General features: G+C 72.5%; 12 protein-coding genes and 1 pseudogene. 8 read left to right on the top strand and 5 right to left on the bottom strand.

Features of this window, described 5'->3' with window-relative positions:
* Positions 1 to 177 precede the first annotated feature (177 nt).
* Positions 178 to 936: an SLATT domain-containing protein gene (locus ACIQU3_RS12060; protein WP_403924654.1), complete on the bottom strand. Its 759-nt coding sequence runs from the start codon at positions 934 to 936 to the stop codon at positions 178 to 180.
* Between the two features lie 276 nt (positions 937 to 1,212).
* On the opposite strand from ACIQU3_RS12060, the gene ACIQU3_RS12065 reads away from it, so the two are divergent.
* The 3 genes from ACIQU3_RS12065 to ACIQU3_RS12075 all read left to right on the top strand — a co-directional run bounded on the left by ACIQU3_RS12065 (position 1,213) and on the right by ACIQU3_RS12075 (position 2,900).
* Positions 1,213 to 1,554 (top strand): YbaB/EbfC family nucleoid-associated protein, encoded by a 342-nt coding sequence (locus ACIQU3_RS12065; protein WP_078615225.1) that lies wholly within the window; start codon positions 1,213 to 1,215, stop codon positions 1,552 to 1,554.
* 94 nt (positions 1,555 to 1,648) lie between these two features.
* Positions 1,649 to 2,248 carry a recombination mediator RecR gene (gene recR / locus ACIQU3_RS12070; RefSeq protein ID WP_003991835.1) on the top strand — a complete coding sequence of 200 codons (600 nt, stop codon included), beginning with the start codon at positions 1,649 to 1,651 and terminating at the stop codon, positions 2,246 to 2,248.
* Positions 2,241 to 2,900, top strand: a complete 660-nt coding sequence (locus ACIQU3_RS12075) for a DUF5063 domain-containing protein (protein WP_403734563.1) — start codon at positions 2,241 to 2,243, stop codon at positions 2,898 to 2,900. The genes recR and ACIQU3_RS12075 overlap by 8 nt, the downstream gene beginning before the upstream one ends.
* A 208-nt stretch (positions 2,901 to 3,108) precedes the next feature.
* Here ACIQU3_RS12075 and ACIQU3_RS12080 read toward each other — a convergent pair whose 3' ends face one another.
* Both ACIQU3_RS12080 and ACIQU3_RS12085 read right to left on the bottom strand, forming a co-directional pair.
* Positions 3,109 to 3,945 (bottom strand): PhzF family phenazine biosynthesis protein, encoded by an 837-nt coding sequence (locus tag ACIQU3_RS12080; RefSeq protein WP_403924657.1) that lies wholly within the window; start codon positions 3,943 to 3,945, stop codon positions 3,109 to 3,111.
* A 117-nt stretch (positions 3,946 to 4,062) separates the two neighbouring features.
* Positions 4,063 to 4,536 (bottom strand): annotated as a pseudogene (locus tag ACIQU3_RS12085) (response regulator transcription factor); the annotation flags it as partial.
* A 234-nt stretch (positions 4,537 to 4,770) separates the two neighbouring features.
* Here ACIQU3_RS12085 and ACIQU3_RS12090 point away from each other — a divergent pair.
* The 4 genes from ACIQU3_RS12090 (at position 4,771) to ACIQU3_RS12105 (ending at position 9,418) form a co-directional block, all read left to right on the top strand.
* A complete protein-coding gene (locus tag ACIQU3_RS12090) occupies positions 4,771 to 6,060 on the top strand; it encodes an aspartate kinase (RefSeq protein ID WP_344461231.1) in 1,290 nt (429 codons plus the stop codon).
* Positions 6,060 to 7,145 carry an aspartate-semialdehyde dehydrogenase gene (locus tag ACIQU3_RS12095; RefSeq protein WP_403734541.1) on the top strand — a complete coding sequence of 362 codons (1,086 nt, stop codon included), beginning with the start codon at positions 6,060 to 6,062 and terminating at the stop codon, positions 7,143 to 7,145. The genes ACIQU3_RS12090 and ACIQU3_RS12095 overlap by 1 nt, the downstream gene beginning before the upstream one ends.
* Positions 7,146 to 7,694: 549 nt before the next feature.
* Entirely contained in the window at positions 7,695 to 8,270 is a 576-nt protein-coding gene (locus ACIQU3_RS12100; RefSeq protein ID WP_366708850.1) for a SigE family RNA polymerase sigma factor, read from the top strand.
* A 110-nt stretch (positions 8,271 to 8,380) separates the two neighbouring features.
* Entirely contained in the window at positions 8,381 to 9,418 is a 1,038-nt protein-coding gene (locus ACIQU3_RS12105) for a hypothetical protein (RefSeq protein WP_403734537.1), read from the top strand.
* A gap of 63 nt (positions 9,419 to 9,481) precedes the next feature.
* On the opposite strand, the gene ACIQU3_RS12110 is transcribed toward ACIQU3_RS12105, so the two are convergent.
* Positions 9,482 to 10,276, bottom strand: a complete 795-nt coding sequence (locus tag ACIQU3_RS12110) for an SURF1 family protein (protein WP_403734534.1) — start codon at positions 10,274 to 10,276, stop codon at positions 9,482 to 9,484.
* Positions 10,277 to 10,692: 416 nt separating this feature from the next.
* Between ACIQU3_RS12110 and ACIQU3_RS12115 the strand changes: the two genes are divergently transcribed.
* Complete coding sequence (locus ACIQU3_RS12115; protein WP_403734531.1) at positions 10,693 to 12,561, top strand: prolyl oligopeptidase family serine peptidase; 1,869 nt, start codon at positions 10,693 to 10,695, stop codon at positions 12,559 to 12,561.
* Positions 12,562 to 12,685: 124 nt separating this feature from the next.
* Here the strand turns inward: ACIQU3_RS12115 and ACIQU3_RS12120 are convergent, their stop codons facing one another.
* Positions 12,686 to 14,578 (bottom strand): NAD-binding protein, encoded by a 1,893-nt coding sequence (locus tag ACIQU3_RS12120; protein WP_403735287.1) that lies wholly within the window; start codon positions 14,576 to 14,578, stop codon positions 12,686 to 12,688.
* Positions 14,579 to 14,624: the final 46 nt, after the last annotated feature.

A 14,624-nucleotide genomic window follows, 5' to 3' on the forward strand; every position in this document is an offset into this window, starting at 1 on the left:
CCCGCCGGCCCTGCCCGGCGGGTGGCCGGTCGCCGCCCCGCTGGTAGTGGGACAACCGGGCCGTGAACGTCTCGGCTTCCGCGCGCCGCTCTCGTCCTGATGAGGTCGCCCTCCCCATCGCCGGACACCGGGCCGGTCAGGGCCGACGACGACCCGAGACGCGCACGCCGGCGCCCCTCACCTCGGCTCGGGCGGCCGCTGGCGGGGCATGTTCGGGCGGGCCCCTCCGTGCGGCGGCACCGTGAACCGCCCGTTCAGCCCGACCTCGGCCCCCCGCCCCGGAGCCGGGAACACCACCGCCTGCAACCCCGCCGGCGTGGCACATCCCGACCGGAACTCCCCCATCCAGTCAGCCGTCTCCACCCGCACCAGCTCCGTCACGTCCTCGGAGAACCTCCGCAGCACCCCGAGGCACCGCTCGGCGGCCTCGCCGGCCGTTCCCTCCGCCGGACCCAGCACCTCCCGCACACTCTCCGCCGCCCAGTCGAACTGCAACGCCTGCAACCTGCGCTGCACGGCCTGCGCGGTGGCCACGTCCCGCATCCACCCGGACGTCACCCCGAAGTACCGGTCGACCGCCACGCACGTCACCCCCAGCAGCAGCGCGACACACCCCCAGGGCGCGATCCCGCCCGCGGCGCCGGTCAGATCCAGCAGCGGCAGCGCGACCCCGGACACCGCCCCGGCCGCGGCCCCGCAGCGCAGCACCCGCGCGCACCTTCGCTTCCACACCCGGTCGGCCAGATACCAGGCCGCCGTCCGCAGGGCCCCCCGCTCCACCCACCGGTACAGCTCGTCCAGCCGGAGCGCCGGCTCGCCCCAGTCCCCGAGCGGGAAGACCCGCCCGGTCAGATCGCCCGGCCGCAGCCCGGGCGCCGCCTGCTCGCCCCGCCCGTCCTGAGGCGGCCCCTCGGGCTGCATCTCCGGCTGACCCACCCGGCACTCCTCACTGACCACGAATGACCACGTACGGTTCACTCACCGATCACGCTGCGCGATGGGCGAAAGCATGCATCCGGCACGCGCCCGACCCTTCCTACCCCCCAATGGGTGGCGAAGACGTAGCTTTCGCCTCTTTTCCGCCCGGAAGTATTCCTTGATCAGGTATAGGGCGCGAGTGGGACTCACTCGAAAGAGTGCTGGGGCGACGGCAGCCCCGACCACGTAGGCTCGTGCCGAACGGGAAAACCCGTACCGAGCAAGGAGCTGATCGTGATCCCCGGTGGTGGCCAGCCCAATATGCAGCAGCTGCTCCAGCAGGCCCAGAAGATGCAACAGGACCTGGCACAGGCGCAGGAGGAACTGGCGCAGACCGAGGTCGACGGGCAGGCGGGCGGCGGTCTGGTGACGGCCACCGTCACCGGCGCCGGCGAGCTGCGTGCCCTCAAGATCGACCCGAAGGCGGTGGATCCGGAGGACACCGAAACGCTCGCCGACCTGGTCGTGGCGGCGGTCCAGGCGGCCAACGAGAACGCGCAGACGCTCCAGCAGCAGAAGCTGGGCCCGCTCGCGCAGGGCCTGGGCGGAGGCGGCATCCCCGGCCTGCCGTTCTGACCCCGCACACCGCCTTCCTCGGACAGGCGGCAGACAACTACGGTACGTACGGGACGGTACGCACCGACCCCGAAGACCCAGGAAGGGCAGTCCGTTGTACGAAGGCGTGGTCCAGGACCTGATCGACGAGCTGGGGCGGCTGCCCGGCGTCGGTCCGAAGAGCGCCCAGCGGATCGCCTTCCACATCCTCCAGGCGGAGCCGACGGACGTCCGGCGGCTCGCACAGGCCCTGATGGAGGTCAAGGCGAAGGTCCGCTTCTGCGCGACCTGCGGCAACGTCGCACAGGAGGAGCTGTGCAACATCTGCCGTGACACCCGCCGCGACCCGGCCGTCATCTGCGTGGTCGAGGAGCCGAAGGACGTCGTCGCGATCGAGCGCACGCGTGAGTTCCGGGGCCGGTACCACGTCCTGGGCGGCGCGATCAGCCCGATCGACGGCGTCGGCCCGGACGACCTGCGCATCCGGGAGCTCCTGGCGCGCCTGGCGGACGGGACGGTCACCGAGCTGATCCTGGCCACGGACCCGAATCTCGAGGGCGAGGCGACAGCGACGTACCTCGCCCGCATGATCAAGCCCATGGGCCTGAAGGTCACCCGCCTGGCCAGCGGCCTCCCGGTGGGTGGGGACCTGGAATACGCGGACGAGGTCACCCTCGGACGCGCCTTCGAGGGGAGACGACTCCTAGATGTCTGACGCCACGCTGCACGCGACCGACCAGAACCCGGACGATTTCGCGGTCCAGATCGCGGACCAGATCGAGAGCTTCCTGGTCGCCGTCACGGAGGTCGCGAAGGGAGACGAGCCGGAATCGGCCGTGCCCTTCCTCCTCCTGGAGGTCTCCCAGCTCCTCCTGGCCGGCGGTCGGCTCGGCGCGCACGAGGACATCGTGCCCGACGAGCGTTACGAACCGGATTCCGGCCCCGAGGCGGACGTCGACGAGCTGCGCGAGAACCTGGCCCGGCTGCTGGACCCGATCGACGTCTACTCCGAGGTCTTCGACCCCTATGAGCCCCGCAAGGCACCGGTCCCGGCCCGCATCTCCGACGACCTGACGGACGTCATCACGGACCTGCGCCACGGCATGTCCCACTACCGTGCGGGCCGCACCACGGAGGCCCTGTGGTGGTGGCAGTTCTCCTACTTCTCCAACTGGGGCTCCACCGCCTCGGCGAGCCTGCGCGCCCTCCAGTCGGTCCTCGCCCACGTCCGCCTCAACCAGCCCCTCGCCGAACTCGACGGCCTGGACACGGACCAGGGCATGGGCGACGACACGCTGGAGATCGAGGCGGGCCGCGTGATGGCGGAGGAGATCGCGGCCCCGCTGGGACTGCGCCGGGCCAAGTAGCCGCGGCCGGCCCGGAGCCGGCGCCCGGCCCCCGGGACCGTAGGCGCGCAGCCGGACTGCCACCCCCGCCGGGCGCAGTCCGGACTGGCTTGCAGTTCTGGCCACCTGACGGGCGGTCACGACATCAGCCCGGGTCCCAGGGAGACCGGGCGTCGGCAGGAGCGCCGAGAATCACCACGTCGCGGGGAAGCGGTGACCTCGCCGCCGCTCAGAGCCGTACGGCCGCGCCCGTCACGCCGATGCCGGTGCCCGGGTCCGCCGGTACCGTCACGGTGATGGTGCTGGGGCGTCCCATGTCCGCACCCTGGTGGATCGTCAGGGTGGCGGGGGTCCGTACGAGGCCGAGTTCGCGCAGGTATCCGCCGAGTGCGGCCGCCGCCGCCCCCGTCGCCGGGTCCTCGACGACGCCGCCGGGCGGGAACGGGTTGCGGGCGTGGAAGACGGTGGGCGACTCGCGGCGGATCAGGTCGATCGTGGTCCAGTCCCGGCGGGCCATCAGAGCGGTGAGCGCGGGCATGTCGTAGTCCAGCTCGGCCAGTCGGTCCCGGCTCGTGGTGGCGATGACGGGGTGCCAGGCCCCGGCGAAGGCCACCCGCGGGGGGAGCGCCGGGTCCAGGTCTTCGGCGGTCCAGCCGAGGATCGCCAGCAGTTCGGCGAGGTCGGCCTCGCCGAGCGGGACCGTGCGTGGCGGGACGCTCACCAGGGTCGCCACGAGGGTGCCGTCCGCCGCCCGGTCGGTGGTGACGGTGACCGGGCCCGCGGGGGTGCGCAGCAGCAGCCGCCCGGTGCCGTGCCGCTCCGCGTGCGCCACGGCCGTGGCGATGGTCGCGTGGCCGCAGAACGGCACCTCGGCGAGCGGGCTGAAGTAGCGGACGTCCAGGGAGCCGTCGTCGGCGGCCACCGCGAACGCCGTCTCCGAATAGCCCACTTCGGCCGCCGTCGCCAGCATCTTCGCGTCGTCGACGCCGCTCGCGTCCAGCACCACCCCCGCGGGGTTGCCGCCTTCGGGGTCCGTGCTGAACGCCACGTAGCGCAAGGTCTCCATGCCCCGACGGTAGCGTCCGGCCCGCTGTCACGCAGGGTGATTTGGAGGCTCCTTGTACGGGCCCTGTACGCGGGCTGTACGGCCCCTGAACGGTGCGACGCGAGGCTGGAGTCACTTCTCCTTGGGCGCGAGGGCTATCTCCTCGCCGTCCAGGCGCACCCGGGCCGCCTTGCGGTCGATCGTCAGGCGGGTGCCGTAGCGGTCGGGGCCGGCGTCGGGTGTGCCCGCGGGGGTGCGGGGCCGGGTGCGGCGCAGGACCGCCCTGATCCGCGCGATGACCTCGCGGACACCGAACGGCTTGGAGACGTAGTCGTCCGCGCCGAGCTCCAGGCCGACCACCCGGTCCGTCTCGTCGCTGCGGGCACTGATCACGATGATCGGGACGTCGCCGCGCTCGCGCAGCGTCCTGCAGACGTCCAGGCCGTCGGTGTCGGGCAGGCCGAGGTCCAGCAGGACGACGTCGCAGGGGCCCCCGTGCCGCAGGGCCGCCTCGCCCGTGGTGACCCACTCCACGTCGAAGCCGTAGCGCTTGAGGCCACGGCGCAGGGACTCGGCGACCGGTTCATCGTCTTCCACCAGGAGTACGCGCACAGCCGAACCCTAGTGCTTGAAAGTTGTGTGATTCGGATCGAGGCTCGTGCGATTGTGACGCCGGGCACTTTCCCGAGTGGCCCGTGCCCAGATGGGCATGAGCGACTCTGGACGGGCGGCCCGAGATCTCACCATGCGATATCGCGGAAGGGATTTTCGGACGCTCGTTAGACTGAGCCGACCGCGGTACGAATGCGTATGAGCGGATAGAGACGGATTGAGCGAGGAGCGCACGTGGGCCTTGTCGTGCAGAAGTACGGAGGCTCCTCCGTAGCCGATGCCGAGGGCATCAAGCGCGTCGCCAAGCGGATCGTGGAAGCGAAGCAGAACGGCAACCAGGTGGTTGCCGTGGTTTCCGCGATGGGCGACACGACGGACGAGCTGATCGATCTCGCCGAGCAGGTTTCCCCGATGCCTGCCGGGCGCGAGCTCGACATGCTGCTGACCGCCGGAGAGCGGATCTCCATGGCATTGCTGGCCATGGCGATCAAAAAGCTGGGCCACGAGGCCCAGTCTTTCACCGGCAGCCAGGCGGGTGTCATCACCGACTCGGTCCACAACAAAGCGCGCATCATCGATGTCACGCCGGGCCGGATCAAGACCTCGGTGGACGAGGGCAACATCGCGATCGTGGCCGGTTTCCAGGGTGTCTCCCAGGACACCAAGGACATCACCACGCTCGGCCGCGGCGGCTCCGACACCACCGCGGTGGCCCTCGCCGCCGCCCTCGACGCCGACGTCTGCGAGATCTACACCGACGTCGACGGCGTGTTCACCGCCGACCCGCGCGTGGTGAAGAAGGCCCGGAAGATCGACTGGATCTCCTTCGAGGACATGCTCGAACTGGCGGCGTCCGGGTCCAAGGTGCTGCTCCACCGCTGTGTGGAGTACGCCCGCCGGTACAACATCCCGATCCACGTCCGGTCCAGCTTCAGCGGACTGCAGGGCACATGGGTCAGCAGCGAGCCAGTCGTTCGCAAGACACAGCAAGGGGAAAAGCAGGTGGAGCAGGCTCTCATCTCCGGTGTCGCGCACGACACCTCCGAGGCCAAGGTCACGGTCGTCGGCGTGCCGGACAAGCCGGGCGAGGCGGCCTCGATCTTCCGCACGATCGCCGACGCCGAGATCAACATCGACATGGTCGTGCAGAACGTGTCCGCCGCCTCCACGGGCCTGACGGACATCTCCTTCACGCTGCCCAAGACCGAGGGCCGCAAGGCCATCGACGCGCTCGAGAAGAACAAGGCCGGCATCGGCTTCGACTCGCTGCGCTACGACGACCAGATCGGCAAGATCTCCCTGGTCGGCGCCGGCATGAAGACCAACCCGGGCGTCACGGCCGACTTCTTCACCGCTCTGTCCGACGCGGGCGTGAACATCGAGCTGATCTCGACCTCCGAGATCCGCATCTCGGTCGTCACCCGTGCCGACGACGTGCCCGAGGCCGTCCGCGCCGTGCACTCCGCGTTCGGGCTCGACTCCGACAGCGACGAGGCCGTGGTCTACGGAGGCACCGGCCGCTGATGGCCGACCTCCGACAGGACGCCCGGACCGGACGGTCCGGGCGTCCGACGCTTGCCGTGGTGGGCGCGACCGGGGCCGTCGGCACGGTCATGCTCCGGATCCTGTCCCAGAGGGCCGACGTCTGGGGCGAGATCCGGCTGATCGCCTCCGCGCGCTCGGCCGGCCGCAAACTGACCGTGCGCGGCGAGGAGACCGAGGTCCTCGCGCTCGCCGAGGAGGCCTTCGACGGCGTGGACGTCGCCATGTTCGACGTCCCCGACGAGGTCGCCGAGCGGTGGGCGCCCGTCGCCGCCGCCAAGGGCGCGGTGGTCGTCGACAACTCCGGCGTGTTCCGGATGGACCCGGAGGTGCCGCTCGTGGTGCCCGAGGTCAATCCGCACGCCGTGCGGATGCGCCCGCGCGGGATCATCGCCAACCCCAGCTGCACGACGCTCTCCATGATCGTGGCCCTGGGCGCGCTGCACGCGGAGTTCGGGCTGCGCGAGCTGGTCGCCTCCTCGTACCAGGCCGTCAGCGGCGCCGGGCGCGCCGGTGTGGAGACCCTGCGCCGGCAGTTGTCCCTGGTCGCGGGCACGGAGCTGGGCACCAACCCCGGTGACGTACGCCGGGCCGTCGGCGACCACACCGGGCCGTTCCCGGAGCCGGTCGCCCTGAACGTCGTGCCGTGGACCGGTACGGCGTGCGACGAGGGCTGGTCGTCGGAGGAGCTGAAGGTACGGGACGAGGCCCGCAAGATCCTCGGGCTGCCCGGCCTGCCCGTGGCCGTCACCTGCGTCCGGGTGCCGGTGATCACCACCCACTCCCTGACCGTGCACGCCCGCTTCGAGGGCGAGGTCACCGTCGACAAGGCACGCGAGATCCTCGCCACGGCGCCCGGGGTGGTGCTGTTCGACAACCCGGCGGCCGGGGAGTTCCCGACCCCCGCCGACGTGGTGGGCACCGACCCCACCTGGGTCGGCCGGGTCCGGCGTGCACTGGACGACCCGACCGCGCTGGAGCTGTTCGTGTGCGGGGACAACCTGCGCAAGGGCTCCGCGCTCAACACCGCCCAGATCGCCGAGCTGGTCGCGGCCGAGCTCTCCTGAGCCGCCCCGACCCGCCCTGATCCTTCCTGACCGGGCGGTCGCCCGGGTTTCGTGAAGTTTCGCGGTCCCCGGACCCGCCGCCGATGTCAGAGGCGGTTTGTAGGATCTGTGGACGACGTGTGAGCCGGTCGATGATCCGGACCACTTGTCCGTGGCGCTTCGGCATCAGAGGATTTACCTCCCCGCTCTCCGCAACCGCGCGAAGGGCGGGGAGCGTCTTTGCGGTCGCCCTTCGGCCGTGGGAGCGCTTCATCAGGCGTGGGGACGCCTGGACCGGGCGTGGGGACGTCCGTTCACATTTGGATATAAGGGAAGAGCGGGACGCATGAGGGCAATGGACGCACCATGGATTGTGCTGCCTGACGCGGGTAGACCGTCGACGGCGACGGTCGGCGTGAAAGTGATGCCCGGCACGTACAACCCTCACCGGGGTCAGCGTGTCCAACAGGCGTGGCAGAGGTACTCGACTTCAGCGCGGCACGCGGCACGGTCCTTCGACCGCCCCGTCCGGCGGCTCTCCGACCCCGCATGGCCGGTACGCCCGGTGGCATGCCGGTGATCGCGCCCGTGCCCGCAGCGCGGCCGGCCCGCATACCCAGCCAGCGTGACGGCGCAGAGGACGGCGTCGCGGCCGGCACCTCCGTCGACCACCTCACCGAGACCTACCGCGCGCACTACCGCTCGCTGCTGGGTCTCGCCGCCCTCCTCCTCGACGACACCGCCTCCTGCGAGGACGTCGTCCAGGAGGCCTTCATCCGTGTCCACTCCGCCCGCAAGCGGGTCCGCGACCCCGAGAAGACCCTGGCGTACCTGCGCCAGACCGTCGTCAACCTCTCGCGGTCCGCGCTGCGCCGCCGCATACTCGGCCTGAAGCTGCTGTCGAAGCCCATGCCCGACATGGCCAGCGCCGAGGAAGGTGCCTACGACCAGCTGGAGCGCGACTCCCTCATCAAGGCGATGAAGGGGCTGCAGCGCCGCCAGCGCGAGGTGCTGGTGCTGCGCTACTTCGCGGACATGACCGAAGCACAGGTCGCCGAGACGCTCGGCATATCCCTCGGCTCGGTCAAGGCCTACGGCTCGCGCGGTATCGCGGCGCTCCGGCTGGCCATGGAGGCGCCGGCATGAGTGACGGAGACGGGGCGCGCCGTGACGGGCGCGACCGGCACGAGCCCTTCGAGTGGCACGAGCCGACAACGCCGCAAGATCCGAAGCAATCGCACGCTGGGAACGGAACTGTGAACCACGGCCCCGACGACCAGAGCCCCCACGGGCTCGACTCGGACGAGCTGGACCTGCGCTCGATGCTGCACCAGGCGGTGCAGGACGTGGAACCGCGCGACGGCACTCTGGACCACCTGCGCAAGGCGGTGCCGCAGCGGCGGGCCCGCAAGCGGCAGGCCGCCGTCGGCATGGCGGCCGCCGCCCTCTTCATCGGCACGGCCGTTCCCGCCCTCGTCCATGTCTCCAAGACCACCGGCTCCGAAGCCAACCCGGCCGTCGCCGGCCACACGTCGCAGACGCAGGGCGGTGCGAGCCAGGGCAAGGGCCCGGACGGCGGCGAGAGCACCTCCGGCGGCTCCTCCGGCAAGGCCGAGAGCAAGGAGAAGGGCGAGAAGAAGGAGAAGGACAAGGGCAAGGGATCCGGCGCCTCCACCGGCGCGTCCCAGGGCGCCGGCCCCTCCTCCACGGTCGCCGCCGGCATCCCGGCGTGCACCGCGGCCCAGCTCGGCCCCGCCTCCGGAAGCAGCAACGCCCCCGATTCCACGGGTGCGGTCTCCGGTTCCTTCCGCGTCACCAACGTCTCCGGCGCGGCCTGCACGGTCACCGGCCCCGGCTCGGTCAGCGCGCTGGCGCAGGGCGCGGCCGACGCCGCCAAGGTCGGTTCGGCCCGGCACACCGCGGGCGACGCGGCGGCGGGCCTCCTGCCCGACCCGTCCCTGGAGGCGGCCCAGCTGGTGCTCCAGCCGGGCATCGGTTACGACGTGAAGTTCGCCTGGGTGCCCTCCGAGACCTGCCCCACTCCGGGTGGCAGCGTCGGCGGGCCCGACCCGAGCCCGGAACCCACCCCGTCGGAGGACCCGACGACCACGGCCGGCACGTCCACCGGCGGCGACACCGGAGCGGCCCCCCAGCTGGTCCGGGAGGACGGCACGGTCGACGGCAGCGTGGCGGTGACGTACACCCCGGGCGCCGGCTCGGCGGGGACCTCGGTCACGGTGCCCAACGCGTGCGCGGGGACGGTGTACTGGACGGGCGTGCTGGCGGGCGCGTAGGCAGGGGCCGCGGCCCGCAGGGGACTGCGGCCGCGGTACCGCCGGGCCGCGCGCGGACGCCGCTCACTTCACGGCGGCGTCCGCGGTCACCGGCTCCTCGTCCGCGACCAGCCCCAGCTCGGCGTCCCGCGCGTACTCCACCTCGCGCCGCAGCAACCGGAACCACATGAAGATCACGAACCCCACGAAGGCGAACCACTCGGCGGTGTAGCCCAGGTTCTGGAACGCCTTCAGGTCCAGCCCCGAGTCCGGCGGTGCGGTGGCGGGCACCGCCTTCATCCCCGAGTCGCCCTCGGTCAGGGTGATCCACGCGTCGTACACGTCGTACGGCACCAGGTTCACCAGTGCCGCCGCGCTGATCGCGGAGGTCTGCCCGGCCGGGAGGCCGCCCTGCGCGCTGACGCCGTTGTCGCCCGGTGTCTCGGACGCCTGCAGCGCCCCGGTGACGGTGACCTCGCCGGCCGGCGGGGCGGGGGCCTTCGCCGCGTCGGCCGTCCCGGGCAGCCAGCCCCGCACCACCGGCAGCGCCTCACCCGAGTCGGTCCGCAGCAGCGTCAGCACGTAGAAGCCCTGCTTGCCGTCGAGCTCGCGCCCGGGCACCAGCAGCTGCTTGCCGTACCGCCCGGTCGCGGTGACCGGCTTCCCCGACGTGGCCTTGTCCACCGGGAGCATGTCCTTCAGCGGCCGGGGCGCCTCGTGCCGGGACTCGGAGACCTGCTCGGTCGCGGTGCGGTGGTCCTGCACACGGTCCTCGAACCGGCCCAGCTGCCAGGACCCCATGAAGATGCAGAAGGGGATGGACAACAGCACGAAGACGTTGATCCCCCACCATCGGGGCGTCAGCAGAAACCGGTACACACCCCCACGGTACGGGGCTGTCGCCCGGCCCCGGCCCGCGGGGTCGGCAACGCGGCGGGCCCCACGGCGGGTTCCGGACGGCGGATGAGCCGTCTGCGACCGGCCCTCGACGGGCCCGGATCGGCCGCCGGGGAGTCGTCTTCGGCCGGTCCTCGGTGGGCCCGGACCGGCTGCGGGCCAGTCGTCCTCTGCCCGTCCTCGCGGGCCCGGATCGTCTGCGGGGGAGTCGTCTTCTGCCGGTCCTCGCGGGCCCGGGCCGGACTTCTTCGGTGCTCGCCGCCGACGCGACACCGAGGGCGGTGGCAGAGAGCGGTTGCCGCCCTCATCGGTCCCGGCGGAGCCGGAGTCGGTGGAGGTTATCCACAGGCTGGGGACCTCGCGAGCGGATTGTCGGCCGGGGCGGGCAGTATGGGGCCATGACTGAGAGCAACGGGTCCGACGCGCGGGAGCGGCGCGACCAGCACGAGCAAGAGGTACCGGCGGTACGACAGGAGAGGATGCCGGACTGGGAGAAGCGCTTTCGGGCGCCGCGGGTCTCCCTGCCCGACTGGGCGGAGGACGCCCCGGACCGCTCCCTGTTCGTCTCGAACGCGACCGGGACGTACGAGCTGTACGCCTGGGACCGGGCGACGGGCGGGCAGCGCCAGGTGACGGACCGGCCGAACGGCACGACGGACGGTGTGCTGTCTCCGGACGGCGCGTGGATCTGGTGGTTCGACGACAAGGACGGCGACGAGTTCGGCGTGTGGCGCCGCCAGCCCTTCGAGGGCGGCTCGGACGAACCGGCCGCCGCGGGCCTGGACGCCTCCTACCCGGCAGGCCTGGCCCTCGGCCGCGACGGGCGTACGGCGGTCGTCGGCCGCTCCACGGACGAGGACGGCACGACCATCCACCTCGTCCGCACCGGCGAGGACCCGGTGGAGATCTACCGCCACCGCGAGTCCGCCGGTGTCGGCGACCTCTCCCACGACGGCTCGCTGATCGCCGTCGAGCACACCGAGCACGGCGACGCCATGCACTCGGCGGTGCGTGTCCTGCGCCCCGACGGCACGGCCGTCGCCGACCTCGACGACACCGAGGGCGGCACCCGCGAGCTGGGCCTGGAGGTCCTCGGCTTCGCCCCCGTCGGCGGCGACACGCGCCTGCTCATCGGCCACCAGCGCCGCGGCCGCTGGGAGCCCCTGGTGTGGGACGTGGCCACCGGCGAGGAGACGGACCTGGCACTGGAGCTGCCGGGCGACGTCAGCGCCGAGTGGTACCCGGACGGCAGCGGCCTGCTCATCGTGCACAGCTTCGAGGCCCGCAGCGAGCTGTTCCGCTACGACCTGTCCGGCCGTGCCCTGACGGAGATCCCGACCCCGCCCGGCACGGTCTCCGGCGCCACGGCCCGGCCCGACGGCAGCGTGGAGTACCTGTGGTCCTCGTCGGCCGAGCCGTCGGCGGTCCGCTCCACGACGGGCGGTGTGGTGCTGGACCCGCCCGGGATGAAGTCGCCCGGCTCGGTGCCGGTGGAGGACGTGTGGGTGGAGGGCCCCGGAGGCCGCATCCACGCCCTCCTCCAGCGACCCGAGGGCACCACCGGCCCGCTGCCCACGGTCTTCGACATCCACGGCGGCCCCACCTGGCACGACAGCGACTCCTTCGCGGCGGGCCCCGCAGCCTGGGTCGACCACGGATACGCGGTGATCCGTGTCAACTACCGCGGCTCCACGGGCTACGGCCGCGCCTGGACGGACGCCCTGAAGCACCGCGTCGGCCTCATCGAGCTGGAGGACATCGCCGCGGTCCGCGCATGGGCCGTCGACTCCGGCATCGCCGATCCCGAGCGCCTGATCCTCACCGGCGGCTCCTGGGGCGGCTACCTCACCCTCCTCGGCCTCGGCGTCCAGCCCGACGCGTGGACCCTCGGCATCGCGGCGGTCCCCGTCGCCGACTACGTCACGGCGTACCACGACGAGATGGAGGCGCTGAAGGCGATGGACCGCACGCTCCTCGGCGGCACACCGGAGGAGGTGCCCGACCGCTTCGAGGCCTCGTCCCCGCTCACCTACGTCGACCAGGTCAAGGCGCCGGTCTACATCTCGGCCGGGGTCAACGACCCGCGCTGCCCGATCCGCCAGATCGAGAACTACGTCAAGCGCCTGGAGGCGCGAGGCGCGGTGCACGAGGTGTACCGCTACGACGCCGGCCACGGCTCGCTGGTGGTGGACGAGCGGATCAAGCAGGTGCGGCTGGAGCTGGAGTTCGCGGAGCGGCACATCAGGGGGGTTTCGGGCGCCCAGTAGCCCGGGAGGTGGGGTGGTTCCGCGGCTGCGGGCGGGGGTGGCGGCTGATCGCGCAGTTCCCGCGCCCCTCGGGTTGGTGCGTAACCCTCGGGCGTCTGACGCCGAGCAGGAACACCGCTCGGCGTCACGCCCCCGCCCGCTCCCGCCGTCTGCGTCCCAGCAGCTCCGCGAGTCCCCGCCGGGTGGCCGCCAGCACCACCCGGTCCCCGGCCCCCAGCACATGGCAAGGAGGCAGGTCCCACACCAGCCCCGACGTCGCCGCGCCGTCCTCCTCGGTGCTCTCCCGGTCACCCCGGCGGCCCCCGGAGGGCGCCGTGTTGAGCGCCAGCACCCGCCAGGCCCCGGCCCGGAACGCCTCCCCGACGGTCCGTCCCTCCAGCTGCGGATGCCCGGCCACGTCCACCTCCGCGAACAGCAGCACCCGCCGCTCCACCGGGATCGCCCCGAGGATCTGCCGCCCCATCATCGCCCCGGCGAACGCGGGCGCGGCCAGGTGGGACACGCTCCGGCTCCGCGTCAGGGCGCGCGGATGCGCGGCCCGCAGCGTCCGGTACACGGCCGTCGCGAAGTCGTCGTCGTACAGCCGCAGCACGACCCGCAGGTCGGGCCGTACCGACCGCGCGTACAGCGACGCCTCCAGGTTCGTCGTGTCCGCGCTGGTCAGTGCCAGCAGCGCGTGCGCACGGTGGATCTTCGCGGCTTCCAGCACGCCTTCCTGCGTGACGTCCCCGAGCACCACCGGCACCCGCAGGCGCCGGGCCGTGGCCAGACCCCGCGCGTCCGGATCGGACTCCACGCACACCACGGGGATGCTCAGCTCCCGCAGCCGCGTCAGCACCCGCGTCCCGATCTTGCCGAGCCCGAGCAGCACCACGTGCCCGCCGAGCCCCCGCGGCGGCTTGCGCAGCGCGGACGCGCTGCGGAACGTGCCCAGCGCCTCCAGCACCGCCGCCAGCAGCACCGGCAGCAGCAGCAACCCCACCAGACCGGACAGCAGTTGCAGCACCTGCCGGGCCGTCGACTGGTGGAGCGCGGGATCGTTGATGCCGAACAGGTCGAGCAGCGTGACGTACGTCGCGTACAGCGGATGCTCATCGGCCACGATCATCAACCCCACGGCGAGCGCCAGCACACAGCCCACCAGCCCGGCCAGCGACCAGCGCAGCCGCCGCGAGAACAGCGAGGCGAACGGCGGCACCCCGCCCCGCCCGGCGGGCAGGGACGGCCCCGTGTACGACACCTGCTCCAGGACGACGGTCCCGCGCCCGGTCGCCGCCGCCACCGCCGCCTCGTCCGGCAGCAGGTGCGGCCCGTGCTCCCCGCTGCCCTCGGAACCATCCGCGCCGGCCGGGTCGTTGCTCGTCGCCGACAGCAGCGCCAGGGTGCACAGCCCCGGGTCGGCCACCTCGCCCGGCCGCGGCGGCTGACGCTCCACCGCACGCAGCACGAGCCCTTCCGTCTGGACGACCTTGCTGGTGCCGACGAGAGCGGTGGCGGCGAGCGCGGGGGCGGCCGTGTCGGCGTCGGACAGCACCGTCGTCGACGCGTCGAGGCCCGCCGCCCGGCCGTCCCCGGAAGCGACGGCGGCGGTCTGGTCCAGCAGTTCCTCGATGTGCTGCCCCAACCGGCGGTTGTAGAGCCGCAGTACGAGCCGCAGGTGCGGGTTGAGGCGGCGGGCGGTGAGCGCGGCACGGATGTTGGTCTCGTCGTCGTCGAAGACGAGCGCCAGCGCCGCCGCCCGGTCGGCGCCCACCTCGGTGAGCACCGCCTCGGTGATCTCCGGCGCCTGAACCACCTGCTCGTTCGCGGCCGGTTCGGCGCTCGGGCCGGTCCGCCCGGAGGCCGCGTTCACGACCCGGTCGAGCAGCGCGGCCGAGGCGGCCCGGGCCCGTCCGACGACGGGCTGCCGCACCCGCCTCCCGGAGGGCGGCACGACGAGCGTGACCTGCTCGGCGTAGACACCGCGGAGTTCGGCGGCCAGCCGGTGCGCAAGCCCGTCGTCACCGCACACGATCATGTGCGTGGCCGGATCACCGGGCTGACCTTGGTTCGGAACGCTCCCC

Source organism: Streptomyces sp. NPDC101110 (assembly GCF_044759525.1).
Taxonomy (GTDB): domain Bacteria; phylum Actinomycetota; class Actinomycetes; order Streptomycetales; family Streptomycetaceae; genus Streptomyces.